Here is an 11,954-nt window from a genome sequence, read left to right as displayed (position 1 = left end):
GGCGGCTCTACGGTTCCGATTCCCTTGTTGTCGTGATGATATGACGAACAGTCAGTCGAACAGTCGGCCCCGTGCTCGGCAGCGACTAGCCCGGCCCGGCCCCCGCCCGCAGTTACGGCTGACGGGCCCCACTACGCCCGGCGCGCCCTGCTCTGGGTGAGCGCGGCCCCGGCGAGGACGATCAGGGCGCCGACCGGGGTGTTCCAGCTCAACTGCTCCCCGAGGAGCGTGACCCCGGCGGCGGTCGCGATGACCGGGATGAAGTACGTGACCATCTGGCCGGTCGTCGGCCCGACCTCGGCGACGATGCCGTACTGGATCAGGATCGCCAGCCCGGTCCCCAACGCGCCCAGCACGATCACGGAGAGCAGCGGTCCCACCGGGAACGAGGTCGGCATTGAGGTGAACAGCGGTGTCACCAGGGCGAGTTGCAGCGTACCGAGGAAGAGCTGCGCACCCGTCAGCGAGAGGTGCGAGCTGCTGCTGCCCGCCAGCGTGCGGCGTACGTAGATCCAGCCGATCGGATAGCTCAGCGAGGCGAGCAGCGCCATCGCCGTACCCGCCGGGTCGAGCCCCGAGAAGCCCTGCCACGCGCCGAGCACCGTCAGCACCCCGAGGAATCCGATACCGAGGCCGGCGACCCGGCGGCGGGTGGGCCGGTCCTCGGAGAGCGCGACCATGGAGAGCGCCATGCCCCAGAGCGGGGAGGTGGCGTTGCAGATGCCCGCCAGCGTGGACGGGATCGTCAGCTCGGAGTACGCGAACAGCGAGAACGGCAGCGCGTTGAGCAGGAACGCCGCGACGGTGAGATGGCCCCAGGTCCGCGCCGACCGGGGCAGCCGCTCCCGCTTCACCGCCATCGCGACGGCCAGTACCGCCGTGCCGAAGAAGAGCCGGCCGAAGGTGACCTGGAACGGGGCGAAGCCGTGGGTGCCGACCTTGATCAGCAGAAAGCTGAAGCCCCAGATGAGCGCGAGCGCGGCGAACCGGAGGCGCCAGTCGAGCGCGGGGCGCGGGCGGGCCGCGACGGTCGAGGTGGTGGAGGCGGTGGTGGCGGAGGAGGTGGTGGAGGTGGAGGAGGTGGAGGCGGAGGTGGAGGCCCGGGGCGGGCGGCGCGGGGTCGCGGTGGTCATGGCGTCAACGATGACGCCGCACACCTCGTAGAACAAGCGAGACTTTGTCCACCCATCTGATTAGTATTGCTTACATGTTGAACCTGGAGCGCCTGCGGACCCTGGATGCCCTGGCGCGGCACGGCTCGGTGAGCGGCGCCGCCGACGGTCTGCACGTCACCACCTCGGCGGTCTCCCAGCAGATGGCCAAACTGGAGCGCGAGGTCGGCCAGCAGCTCCTGGCCAGGAACGGCCGCGGCGTACGGCTCACGGACGCGGGCCGGCTGCTCGCCGACCATGCCGCGCGGATCCTCTCGCAGGTCGAGATCGCGCAGTCGGACATCGAGGCGCAGCGCGGCCGGGTGGTCGGCGAGGTGCGGATCTCGGCGTTCCCGACGGCGGCCCGAGGGCTGTTCCCCCGCGCGCTCCGCGCCCTCCGGGAGGACCACCCCGAGCTGCGGGTCCGCTCGTGCGAGCTGGAACCGGAGGCCGGGATCCGGGGGGTCATGAGAGGAGATCTCGATCTCGCGGTCGTGCTGGAGTGGAGCAACAAACGGATGCCGGTGCCCGGCGGCCTCGCCACCGAGCATCTGCTGGACGACGTGGCCGACCTGGCGATGCCGGTCGGCCATCCGCTCGCGGGCCGGGCGGAGGTGGATCTGGAGGACTTCGCGGAGGACGACTGGGTGTCCTGGCCGGAGGGCGAGTTCTGCCACGACTGGCTGATGTTCACCCTGCGCGCGAAGGGGTTCGAGCCGCGGATCGCGCATCTCGCGGGGGAGTACCACACCCAGCTCGCGCTGATCGCGGAGGGACTCGGGGTCTGTGTCGCGCCCCGGCTCGGGCGGGGCGCGCTACCCCCGGGCGTCGCCGTCGTGCCCGTACGGAACACGATGCGCCGGCACATCCACGCCGTGTGGCGGACGGACGCCGGCCGCCGCCCGTCGATCAGGGCGGCCGCCCGGGCGCTGGGCCGGGCGGCGGCGGAGGTGGCCGGCTGAGCCGGAGCGGTCGGCTGAGCCGGGCCGGCCTCCGTACGGGATACCTGTACGGGAGGGGTTGACGGCTGACGGGCTTCACCCGCTGCCGACGAAAAGTGAAGTCCGTCAGCCGTCGGTCTGTGGTGGCGCCGGGGCGCCGGGGGTCACGGCCGCTCGGCGGCCATGGTCACGCGAGCGTGATCGACTCTCCGGAGACCTTGATCGACGCCGTGGGCAGCGGCTTCGTCGCGGGACCGGCCTGCACGCTGCCGTCCGTCGCGCTGAACTTGCTGCCGTGGCACGGGCAGTGGATGACACCGTCCACGATGTCCTTCACCGCGCAGCCCGTGTGGGTGCACTTGGACGAGAACGCCTTGTACTCGCCCGCCGTGGGCTGGGTGACCACCACTCCCTGCGCGTCGAAGACCTTGCCGCCGCCCTCGGGGATGTCGGTGGTCTTCGCGAGCACGTCCGTGGCGCCCGCGCCCGCGCCGCCGCCCGCCGCGGGCTGCTCGGACGCGGCGTTCGAGGAACCCGACGAGTCCGACGAGTCGTCCGACCCGCCGCACGCGACGAGCGCCGCACTCAGCCCGACGGCGCCCGCCGCCGTGACCACTGCTCTGCGCCCGACGGTCCGGCGTTCCACGATCCGTGCGGTCCCCTGCGGTTCCGTCATGCCCAGCTCCCGTTCCCTGTCCGGCTCTTGATCACTCGACTGGCCTGGTCACCCGGTGGTCACTCGATCGATCTGGCTGTTCCGCCTCGCCGGTTCGTCAGAAAGTACGTGACGGAGCGGCGGATTACTCAGCGACTCGGAGAATTCTCAGGAAGTCGTCGGCCCGGAGCGGGGCACGAGCCCCACCAGACCCGCCAGCCGCCGGTACGAGTCCAGCAGGGCGTCCCGGTCGTACGTGCTGGTCGTGACCAGGTACTCGTCCGCCGCGCTGCGCGCGAGCAGCTTTTCGAGACCGGCCGTGATCTCCTCTTCGGAGCCGGCCAGATGGCCCCGTCGCGCCTCCTCGAACAGGGCGCGCTCCCGCTCCGTCATCGGAGTGGCGAGGACTGTGCCGGCCGGGGTGAGGGGCGGGAACGCGCCGTGCGTGCGCGCGTACGCGGTGGACCACGCCTCCGGGATCAGCAGCCGCCGCGCCTCCTCGGAGGTGGCGGCGACCGCGACCGTGCCGGAGAGCATCACGTACGGGCGTTCGCCCCACGCGGAGGGCCGGAAGTCCCGGCGGTACTCCTCGACCGCCCTGAGCATCGCGTCCTCGCCCCGGACGGCCGCGATGACCAGCGGCAGTCCCGCCTCGGCCGCGACCCGCGCGCCCTTCCCGGTGGCCAGGACGAACGCGGGTGGCCGCAGTCCCTCGGCGGGGTGCGCGTGGACCTCGGGGTGGGTGGTGCCGTCGCCGGTGAAGTACGCCAGCAGCTCCGCGAGCCGGCCGGGGAAGTCGTCGGCGTCCTGTTTGTCCCGGCCCAGCGCCCGGCGGATGCCGTCGGTGAAGCCGACGGAGCGGCCGAGCCCCATGTCGACGCGCCCTGGGAAGAGGGACTCCAGCACCCCGAACTGCTCGGCCACGACCAGCGGTTGGTGGTTGGGCAGCATCACACCGCCGGTGCCGACCCGGATGGTGGTGGTCGCGCCCGCCACGGCCGCCGCGAGCACGGTCGGCGCGGAACCGGCCACCCCCGGCACGCTGTGGTGCTCCGAGACCCAGAAGCGGTGGTAGCCGAGCGACTCGACGTACCGCGCGAACCGTACGGTCTCCCGCAGTGCCTCGGGGGCCGTCACCCCCTGCCGGGTGCGGGAACGGTCCAGTACGGAGAACTTCGTCGTCGTCGCGATGGCCACGCTCGGTTCAACGCGCGGAGGGGGCCGAAATTCCCGGACGGCCCGGTCAGGCGAGCGCGCAGGCCGTTCCGTTGAGAGTGAAGGCGCCGGGGGCGGACGCGACACCGCTGTGGCCGGCCTGGTAGCCGAGGGTGACACCGGTGCCCGGGTCGATCGTCGCGTTGTACGGGGCGTTGGTGGCGGTCACGGCGCCGGTGACCGGGGCGTAGGTGGCACCCCAGCCGGAGGTGATGGTCTGGCCCGCGGGCAGGGTGAAGCCCAGCTTCCAGCCGTCGACCGGGATAGTGCCGGTGTTGGTGACCGTCACGGAGGCGGTCAGCCCGGTGTTCCAGGCGCTGGTCGTGACGGCCACCCGGCAGGCGCCCGGTTGCGGCTCAGGACCGGGCCCCGGCCCGGAGCCGCCGCTGTCCAGTCCGAAGAACGTGATGGCACGGGCGGCCATCCCGCCGGCGGGGAGGCTGTGCCCGACGCCCTGGAGGCTGATGGCCTCGACCGCGGCTTGGCCGCCGGAGGAGCCGTAGCGGGTACGGGTCCAGCCGCTCTGGGGCGAGTCGGTCGTGGCCGGTGTCTGCGAGAGCCCGTGGACGTTCGTCCACTGCTTGATCTCCTCCCCGAAATTGGGGTAGCGCAGGATGGCGTCCTCGGTGCCGTGCCAGAGCTGCATGCGCGGCCGCGGCCCGCTGTAGCCGGGATGGGCGGCGCGGACCAGGTCCCCCCAGGCCGCCGGGGTGCGGCTGACCGTACCGTTGGCGCACGCGCTGTTCCACTCGGAGCCGTCGGTGGTGGCGAAGCAGCCGAACGGCACGCCCATGAACGCGGCGCCCGCGGCGAAGACGTCCGGGTAGTCGCCCAGCAGGACGTTGGTCATCATCGCGCCGGAGGACGCGCCGGTGACGTACACGCGGCTGGTGTCGGCGCCGTAGGTACGCGTGGCCCAGTCGACCATCGACCGGATGCCCACCGGGTCGCTCCCGCCGCCGCGGCGCAGCGCCTGGGGCGAGGAGACGTCGAAGCACTTGCTGGCCCGGGTGACGGACGGGTAGACGACGATGAAGCCGTAGCGGTCGGCGAGCGAGGCGAATTCGGTACCGGAGTGGAATGCCGGCCCGGAGCCCCCGCAGTAGTGCACGGCCACCAGGACGGCAGGGCGGGCGGCGACGGTGTCCGGCACGTACAGGTACATCTGGAGGTTGCTGGGGTTGCTGCCGAAGTTCGTGACCTCGGTGAGCGCTGCGGCGGCGGGCGCGGCCGCGGGCGCCGGACGGGGAGCGGCGGGCGCCCCGGACGGGGCGCCCGAGGCGGCCGGGGCGGTGAGGAACAGTGTCGCGAGCAAGGGCGCCAGCGCTCCGAGAAGCGTGACGAGCGCTCGGCGCAGGGGTGTTCTTGTGCGGTTGCTGCTGGTTCTGGACACGTCCTTGTCCCTTCCTGATCGCGGTTCGTGGGGGGGTATCGCTCAGGGAAGTGCGCGTGCGGGGGGAACGACCGCGGCTCGAAACGTGTGCGGGTCGGTGCTCGGGCAGGCGAGGGGTACCGGCCTCGCCCGCCCGGAGTTCTCGTGGCGCCCCCCTCCAGGGAGGGCGCTGCCGGGGGCATCGTGGCATGCCCACGACTGCTATGGAAGCGCTCCCACGGGCCTGGCCGGATAGCTTCGCCATGGCTGCCGCCTCGCCCGGCCGACACAACTCATGTGCGACGAACGGCGGTTGTCACCGGTGCCGCCCGCGGTATCGGCGCCGCTGTGGCCAGGCGCCTGGCAATGTTGTGAGGTATATGCCTGCGGACGGGCGGCCTGGGCCGCGCTGCCCGTGCAGCCGTGCGAAGTGTGCCCTCGATCGGGTGAAAAGCGGGTGCCAGTGGGGCACTTCGCGACATAGTGGGTTTCGTGGATTCCACTGACCACTCCGCCTACCGTGTCCCGACCGGCAGACCCTTCTTGCTGAAGGAGCTCTACTCCAAGCTCGCGGGCGTCGGTGAACTCATCGGCCAACTGCGGGTGCCCGCCGATCCCACCGAGTACGAGGAGATCGCCGACAGCCTGTACGCGCTGTTCAACGTCGCCCGGAACCTGGCCCCGGACCGCAACTCGACCGGCTGCCGCCTGCACCCGAAGGGCGCCGTCGACACCGAAGCCCCCGCCGACTGGGGACGTTGCCTGTTGTGCAACAGCCACCGCCGCACCGGCCGGCCCGACGCGAAAGCGGCGCCCCAGGCACCCCGCCACAACTGGGCCGTTCCGCCCCCGCCCTACGACCACACCGTCCTCGTGGGGACCATGCAGCAGATCAACGACCTGGCGGCGGAGATCAACTACCGGTCCGAGAACGAGACGTTCGTGTTTCTCGGCGATCTCACGCACGGGGCCTTCGTCGTCGCCCGGGAGCTCTCCCGCCCCCGCAACAGCTCAGGATGCGCCCAGCACCCCGGAGCGCCCGTGGACCTGGACGCCCCCGGCGGTCCCCAGTGCCTGTTCTGTCAGGGCCAGGCCCGGCGTCGGCAGGCAGGGCCGCCCACCGTGGCCATCCGCCCCAGTCGGCCCGTCCCCAGATACGAACGCCGCCGCATGCCGCGCCCGCCCTCCCCGCCCAGCGGCGGCTGATGACCGGTGAGGAGGACAAGGAAGCGGATGAACGACCGGCCCGCGTTCGGGGCCGACCGTCCGTCGGACCCGCCGCGCCCAGCGAGTTTTCGTACTGGGCCGGGGAGGGCCGCCGGCAATCCCGGCACATCGCCGAGTGGACGCATTGCCAACCGGGTGTGCGCTCAGCGCCAACGAATATCAAGCTGCCGCCGCGTACCTTGAGGGGCGTACGAAGAGAGGCCTGGACGGCATTGCTGGAACCGCTGTTGACGACCCGAGGCGGATTTCGCGGCAGTGGTATTCACCCGTGCTTGAGGGGTCTCCGAACCCAGCTTCGAACGCGTCAAAGAGGGAGACGGGGAATGAACCGCATCAGGAAAACCTTCACCACGCTGACCATCGCCGCCGCGACCACGAGCAGTGCCGCTGTCCTGGCGTTGTTCGCCGTGGCCACTCCGGCCTCCGCGTGGTCGTGGGACTGCCAGGAGTATCTGCGCGGTAAGGGGTACAACGTACCGGTGGGCGGAAATGCCGCAAAGGCGTGCACCATCGCGGAGGACGGCGAGGGGTCGACGAACTCGCTCTCGATCTGCTTGTCCCGCCTCGAAGCACTGGGCGTCAGCAACAGCCACGCCAAGGCCGCGTGCCGGCTCGGGGCCGCACGCTGAGGCCAACTGGAGTGCACGCCGGCCACATCCCGTATTGGTCGACGAAGTCGATTCAGGCGGGCACCTGCTTCGCCTGGATGTCCAGGCAGACCTGACCCGCGGCAGTCGGTCCGCTCACGGACTCGGAGGGGCCGTCCGGTGTCGGTAGTCCCTCGGGGAGACGCCATAAGCGCGCCGGAAGGCACGGGTGAAGTCGGCGGCACGGGGGAAGCCCGAGCGGGTGGCGACGACGTGAATGGGGTGGGCGCGCATCGTGGGGTCGGCGAGGGTGCGGCGTGCGCGTTCCAGGCGTTGACGGCGAATCCAGGCCGCGACCGTTTCCTCTTCGTGCTGGAAGAGGCGGTGCAGGTAGCTGGTGGAGATGTGGTGCGCGGCGGCGATGGTGGCCGGGGTCAGTTGTGGATCACACAGGTTCGCCTGGATGAAGGCACGGATAGCCAGAGTCAGGGTCTGCCGATGGCCCTCCGGCGGGAGCGCGTTGCCGGCGTCGAGCGCTTGGGCGAACAGGGCGGACAGCAGGTCCGCCGCGACCATTCCCAGGCGAGGTCCGTCGTCGGGTCGGTAGGAGCCGGAGTCCCGGGTCACCTGGGTGAGGAACTGGGCGAGCAGCGCTCCGACGCCCTCACGCCCTGATAATCGCCGCATGATCAGTGAGTCGATCGCGTTCTCCGGCAGCGGCAGCAGTTTCCGGGGGATGAAGAGCCCTGTCCCCATGATGGTGTCCTCACTCCGGCTGGTGGCCGCCCGCATGAGATGGGGCCGTGAGGTGTCGTGGAGAACCAGGTCGTACGGTTCGTACGCGACCTCGTGACCGGAGCCGGAGAGCCCCATCGTCCCCCGCAGGGGGAGCGACAGATGGTAGAGCTCGGGGTCGGACTGCCGGATCAGCTTCTGCGTGCGCCGCAGTGTCATCGGTGAGTGCTCCGTCGTCCACAGCTGTACGGCTCCCAGCGCCAGGACGCGCTGCGACGCCGTGGTGTCCGCTGTGCGGTCGCCTTCGACGTCCATCGGCACGTACGTCTGGGAAATGTGCTCGCGCCAACAGGAGAACCTGTCGGGCGCGAGCACGTCCCCAGTGCAGAAAGCCGTCTCCAGCAGCATTTCCTCTCCCCACACGTCCTTGCTCGATATGCTTCGCGTCGCCGACCCTGCACAGGAGCACATCTCGTGCGGATACATGGCGGATACATACTGGGGGATTCCCCGGCGGGGTGGGGGCCACACGGGGCGGTTGCCCGTGGCTCGGACCAACCAGCTCAAGAACCACCGAGCCGCCGCCACTCGATACGACGAACGCGCCTACATCTTTCACAGCATCGTCACCACCGCCGCGATCCGGCTCTGGCTCCGGGCCTGAGTCGACCCAATGCCTCAGTCCCCGAGGAACCACAGGTAGAGGTGCTGTCCGTTGAGAACCGTCTGTCCCAGTTCCAGAAGCTCCCGCGCGAACTCATCGGTGACCACGCCCGGAGGCAGACGCGGTACTTCCGCCAGCAAGGTGGCCACTTGGCGGCTGTTGAAAACAGTGTCCGCGTACGGCAGCAGGTGCCCGAACATCGGAAAGACGGACTGGTCGAGAGCGGCCAGCTCCGGCCCCCAGCTCACACCATGCTTGGCCCGAGCCTCGATCGTGCCCAACTCGCCGCGGACCTGAAGATCCATCATGCCTCGACCCTGGGCCCACAAGATCCGGCGGGCGTACGGCTCGCGCGGCGCACCGCGCCGCCCGACGGAACCCAGGCACGCTCGACACCGGAACCCAGCGGTTCGAATGGTTCTCCGGCGCGTGGCCCGCACCGGCATCGGGCCGCGCCGTGGGCCGTACCGCGCGCCAGGCTCCCTCCTTGACGGCCGCCAAGAGCAGCAGTCACAGGCGCTGAGCCCCGGACCCGGCCTCGTCGACCTTTGTGCCGTTGCCGAGGGCCGGCTCCATCGCGGTCGGCACGGTGCCGTTGGCCCGAAGCGCGGCCAGAACGGAGTCGTTGAGGCGGCCGAAGCCCTCCATGTCCGACTCGGGCAGCTGGTCGAAGACCAACTGCCGCAAGGCGGCCCGGTAGACGGGAGCGGCCTCGGCGAGCAGCTGTCTGCCGGTATCGGTCAGTTCGGCGAGGACGCTGCGCGCGTCGTCGGGGCTGGGCAGGCGCTTCAGTGCCCCGCGGCGCTCCAGGCGCGCGGCGAGCCGTGAGAGGTGGGAGGGCGTGACATGGGCCGCCTCCGCCAGTGCGGTCATGTGCTGGCGGCCGCCCTCGCTCACTGACAGCCACAGCAGCACCTGGTACTCGTGCAGCGAGTGTCCGGTCTCGCGCTGCAGCCGTGCGTCCAGTGCCCGCGGCAGCAGCATGACGACCCCGAGGAGCGGTACGGAGACCGACTTCTCCTCGCGCGACAGCGGCAGTCCCACTGAGCTGCTGTCGTACGCGGCCTTCGGTGACGTCATGAGCACCGGTCTCCCCTGCGGATCTGTTACTTGCCACGGAAAATATACGATCGTCCTGAGCGCGATCGCGATCCGCGGCAGCTCCCCTGTTCTCGCCCGAACCGGCATGACCCTGGGAGCCCTCGGCCTCCTCTGAGCGCTACTCGCCCTCGGCGGCCAGGCCGGCATCACGGCCTTCCATCTCGGCCTCGGCCCCGGCCTGCCCGAACGGCTCGCGAGCCATCCGCTGCAGATCTGGCTCGTGGTCATCGGTACGGCCGCCATGGCCTCGGCGCTCAAGGCGTCGAGGGGCAGCGAAATCGCGGCAACCGCCTGACCCGTCCTGCCCCGTCCTGCCCCGTCCTGACCCTCATTCCCGGCAAGGAGGCTCTGATGAGGGATTTCATCCTTGCCCGGTAACGGTCGGAACGCGCAGGGGCGGGGCCGCGGCCGTTCGGCCGGCGGCCCCGTCGCATGCGCTGCCGGGCGGCCCGAGGTCAACGGGCTCAGCGGCCGCACGCAGATTGCACCTTGGGGTGGCGCCGCGCGGTGGTATCGGTGCGTGGTCCGGAGGGCCGTGCGGGCAGGCGGTCCGTGCCGGGTCTGTGCTGTGCGGGTGGTTTGGGGGTGCAGGTGGTCAGGGTGCGGATCTGCTCGGGGAAGTCGGCGTTGGGCAGGGGCAGGTCGAGGTCGTCGTCGACGTATCCCACGGCTGCCGGGACGTAGTCGAGGACGGCTCCCACCGCGGGGGGAACGTCGGGGACGACACCGTTGAGTTTCTTCTTCTCCGCTTTGAGCGCGTTGATGATGCGCAGCGCGGTGGGCAGGAGGCTGGAGTCCGGCATCGATGCTTTCGTCAGGACGGCGGTGACGTCCGCGGGGACGTCCGCGCCCACATAGGTGCGGACCGCCGATCCGGGGCAGGCGGGGGTGGTGGCGGGTGGGCGGGTCTGGATTCGGCGCATCTGGGCGTGCCACCAGAGGGCTTCGCCGGCTTCTCCCAGGGCCTGGTGGTGGAGGTGGAGGCAGTAGGCGGAGGCGGCGTCGCCGGCTCCGGCGGCGTACTGCCACCAGAAGCGGGCGGATTCGCCCGAGTCCCGCAGGTGGAGGATGCACGCCAGGACGCGGGCGCCGTGCGGTTCGGGGAGGCTGGCGGCGAAAAACGCGCTGAGGGAGTCCAGGGTGGTGCGGGCGACGACGGTCTCGCAGAGCGTCTGCAGGGCCTGCGCCGCCTCCTGTTCGCCCGGGGTGGTCCGCTCGGCCGGGGTGAGGGCGGGGTCCTCGGGTGTGCCGTTCACGCGGGCGAGCAGGCGCTGTTCGGCGGCGTCGAGGTCTTCCTGGCGGTAGGGCTCGGAGACCAGGCGGGCCCGGGAGAGGAGTTCTTCAATGGGGGAGGTCATCGGTGTGTCCTTCCATGGTGCGGTCCGGACCGAGGATTTCGCGCAGGCGGCGCCGGGCGTGGCGGTCGGTGGAGCGGACCGTGGCGCTGGTGATGCCGAGTTCGTCGGCGACCTCGTCGGGGGACAGGCCGTGGAGGTAGCGCATGACCATGACGTCCATCTGGCGTCCGGTGAGCAGGCGCATGGCCCGGAAGAGGGCGAGGGACTCGGTGAACTGGCCGATCGGGTCGACGGCCTCGCGCAGCGCCGCGGTGTCGAAGGCGGCTTCGTCCATCAGGGGTCGGCGGGCCCGGGCCTTGGCGTAGTCGATGACTTTGTGGTGGAGCACGCGCCAGGCGTAGGCGGGGGGATTGTCGCTGGCGAGGATCTGGTTCCACTTCTTCAGGAGGTGCTCGAAGGTGTCGTCGGTGACCTCTTCGGCGTCGGCGCGGTTGTGGAGGAAGGTGCTGGCGTAGCTGACATAGCGGGGTCGGTGCATCTGGTGGAAGGCGGAGAAGTCCAGGGGCAGAGGGCTGGTCATCGGCGTGGTGCCGTAGGTGGGGCGGGTGCGGTCCGTGGTCACCGGCCGTCCCTTCCGTAGTCGCGTCGGTTCATTTCCGAGACCCCGGCGCGGACTCCGGCGGCTGCCAGCCGGCGCAGCAGGACGACGATGTCCCGGCCGAACACTCTGATCGTGACGGCGAGCATGGTCACGTCCCCGGCAAGTTCCATGGTCACAAGCGGTCGTATCCCCTCCGAGCGGCAAGCGGCGGGTCTGTCCCCAGCAGTCCCGGGAGGCGCTGTTTTGCGCTTCCATTGCTTACGACGCTCGTCAAGCTGCCTGTGTGCAGGGGCAATCCGAAGAAAATCACTCACTGCAATGTTATGGCGACACATACGCGTTCCCGTATGCTCACGCGGTCACCGTCGCGATCTTGAGTACCGGCTCTCACCTGCGCAGAAGCGGGG

At 70.6% G+C, this 11,954-nt stretch carries 13 protein-coding genes and 1 pseudogene; 4 read left to right on the top strand and 10 right to left on the bottom strand.

Annotation, left to right across the window (positions count from 1 at the left end; translation table 11 throughout):
• Nucleotides 1–131: 131 nt before the first annotated feature.
• Nucleotides 132–1,133: a DMT family transporter gene (locus tag AB0P17_RS33345; protein ID WP_365816880.1), complete on the bottom strand. Its 1,002-nt coding sequence runs from the start codon at nt 1,131–1,133 to the stop codon at nt 132–134.
• A 74-nt stretch (nt 1,134–1,207) separates the two neighbouring features.
• On the opposite strand from AB0P17_RS33345, the gene AB0P17_RS33340 reads away from it, so the two are divergent.
• Nucleotides 1,208–2,113, top strand: a complete 906-nt coding sequence (locus tag AB0P17_RS33340; RefSeq protein WP_365816878.1) for a LysR family transcriptional regulator — start codon at nt 1,208–1,210, stop codon at nt 2,111–2,113.
• 166 nt (nt 2,114–2,279) lie between these two features.
• On the opposite strand, the gene AB0P17_RS33335 is transcribed toward AB0P17_RS33340, so the two are convergent.
• The 3 genes from AB0P17_RS33335 to AB0P17_RS33325 form a co-directional block, all read right to left on the bottom strand.
• Nucleotides 2,280–2,768 carry a Rieske (2Fe-2S) protein gene (locus tag AB0P17_RS33335; protein WP_365816876.1) on the bottom strand — a complete coding sequence of 163 codons (489 nt, stop codon included), beginning with the start codon at nt 2,766–2,768 and terminating at the stop codon, nt 2,280–2,282.
• A 147-nt stretch (nt 2,769–2,915) separates the two neighbouring features.
• On the bottom strand, nt 2,916–3,938 hold the full coding sequence (locus tag AB0P17_RS33330) for an LLM class flavin-dependent oxidoreductase (protein WP_365816888.1): 1,023 nt from the start codon (nt 3,936–3,938) through the stop codon (nt 2,916–2,918).
• A gap of 52 nt (nt 3,939–3,990) precedes the next feature.
• Entirely contained in the window at nt 3,991–5,355 is a 1,365-nt protein-coding gene (locus AB0P17_RS33325; protein ID WP_365816874.1) for a PHB depolymerase family esterase, read from the bottom strand.
• Nucleotides 5,356–5,826: 471 nt separating this feature from the next.
• On the opposite strand from AB0P17_RS33325, the gene AB0P17_RS33320 reads away from it, so the two are divergent.
• Both AB0P17_RS33320 and AB0P17_RS33315 read left to right on the top strand, forming a co-directional pair.
• Nucleotides 5,827–6,540 carry a hypothetical protein gene (locus AB0P17_RS33320; RefSeq protein WP_365816872.1) on the top strand — a complete coding sequence of 238 codons (714 nt, stop codon included), beginning with the start codon at nt 5,827–5,829 and terminating at the stop codon, nt 6,538–6,540.
• Nucleotides 6,541–6,884: 344 nt separating this feature from the next.
• Entirely contained in the window at nt 6,885–7,190 is a 306-nt protein-coding gene (locus AB0P17_RS33315; protein ID WP_365816870.1) for a hypothetical protein, read from the top strand.
• Between the two features lie 114 nt (nt 7,191–7,304).
• On the opposite strand, the gene AB0P17_RS33310 is transcribed toward AB0P17_RS33315, so the two are convergent.
• Nucleotides 7,305–8,291, bottom strand: a complete 987-nt coding sequence (locus AB0P17_RS33310; protein WP_365816868.1) for a helix-turn-helix domain-containing protein — start codon at nt 8,289–8,291, stop codon at nt 7,305–7,307.
• A 136-nt stretch (nt 8,292–8,427) separates the two neighbouring features.
• Here AB0P17_RS33310 and AB0P17_RS33305 point away from each other — a divergent pair.
• Nucleotides 8,428–8,547: pseudogene (locus AB0P17_RS33305) on the top strand (IS5/IS1182 family transposase); the annotation flags it as partial.
• A gap of 14 nt (nt 8,548–8,561) precedes the next feature.
• Here the strand turns inward: AB0P17_RS33305 and AB0P17_RS33300 are convergent.
• The 5 genes from AB0P17_RS33300 to AB0P17_RS33280 all read right to left on the bottom strand — a co-directional run bounded on the left by AB0P17_RS33300 (nt 8,562) and on the right by AB0P17_RS33280 (nt 11,723).
• Nucleotides 8,562–8,855, bottom strand: a complete 294-nt coding sequence (locus AB0P17_RS33300; RefSeq protein WP_365816866.1) for a hypothetical protein — start codon at nt 8,853–8,855, stop codon at nt 8,562–8,564.
• A gap of 202 nt (nt 8,856–9,057) precedes the next feature.
• Nucleotides 9,058–9,627 (bottom strand): MarR family transcriptional regulator, encoded by a 570-nt coding sequence (locus tag AB0P17_RS33295; RefSeq protein ID WP_365816864.1) that lies wholly within the window; start codon nt 9,625–9,627, stop codon nt 9,058–9,060.
• A gap of 485 nt (nt 9,628–10,112) precedes the next feature.
• Entirely contained in the window at nt 10,113–11,006 is an 894-nt protein-coding gene (locus tag AB0P17_RS33290; RefSeq protein WP_365816862.1) for a hypothetical protein, read from the bottom strand.
• Nucleotides 10,990–11,568: a sigma-70 family RNA polymerase sigma factor gene (locus tag AB0P17_RS33285; protein ID WP_365816860.1), complete on the bottom strand. Its 579-nt coding sequence runs from the start codon at nt 11,566–11,568 to the stop codon at nt 10,990–10,992. Before AB0P17_RS33285 ends, AB0P17_RS33290 begins: the two co-directional genes overlap by 17 nt.
• Nucleotides 11,565–11,723 carry a hypothetical protein gene (locus AB0P17_RS33280; RefSeq protein ID WP_365816890.1) on the bottom strand — a complete coding sequence of 53 codons (159 nt, stop codon included), beginning with the start codon at nt 11,721–11,723 and terminating at the stop codon, nt 11,565–11,567. Before AB0P17_RS33280 ends, AB0P17_RS33285 begins: the two co-directional genes overlap by 4 nt.
• Nucleotides 11,724–11,954 lie beyond the last annotated feature (231 nt).

This window comes from Streptomyces sp. NPDC088124, from assembly GCF_040685895.1.
In the GTDB taxonomy this organism is placed as follows: domain Bacteria; phylum Actinomycetota; class Actinomycetes; order Streptomycetales; family Streptomycetaceae; genus Streptomyces.
This window is presented reverse-complemented; position numbering and strand designations above follow the sequence as displayed.

Bases quoted from the DNA above. Each gene is read 5' to 3' on its own strand.
- AB0P17_RS33345 (WP_365816880.1), bottom strand. From the start codon at position 1,133: ATGACCACCGCGACCCCGCGCCGCCCGCCCCGGGCCTCCACCTCCGCC.
- AB0P17_RS33340 (WP_365816878.1), top strand. From the start codon at position 1,208: ATGTTGAACCTGGAGCGCCTGCGGACCCTGGATGCCCTGGCGCGGCAC.
- AB0P17_RS33335 (WP_365816876.1), bottom strand. From the start codon at position 2,768: ATGACGGAACCGCAGGGGACCGCACGGATCGTGGAACGCCGGACCGTC.
- AB0P17_RS33315 (WP_365816870.1), top strand. From the start codon at position 6,885: ATGAACCGCATCAGGAAAACCTTCACCACGCTGACCATCGCCGCCGCG.
- AB0P17_RS33310 (WP_365816868.1), bottom strand. From the start codon at position 8,291: ATGCTGCTGGAGACGGCTTTCTGCACTGGGGACGTGCTCGCGCCCGAC.
- AB0P17_RS33300 (WP_365816866.1), bottom strand. From the start codon at position 8,855: ATGATGGATCTTCAGGTCCGCGGCGAGTTGGGCACGATCGAGGCTCGG.
- AB0P17_RS33295 (WP_365816864.1), bottom strand. From the start codon at position 9,627: ATGACGTCACCGAAGGCCGCGTACGACAGCAGCTCAGTGGGACTGCCG.
- AB0P17_RS33290 (WP_365816862.1), bottom strand. From the start codon at position 11,006: ATGACCTCCCCCATTGAAGAACTCCTCTCCCGGGCCCGCCTGGTCTCC.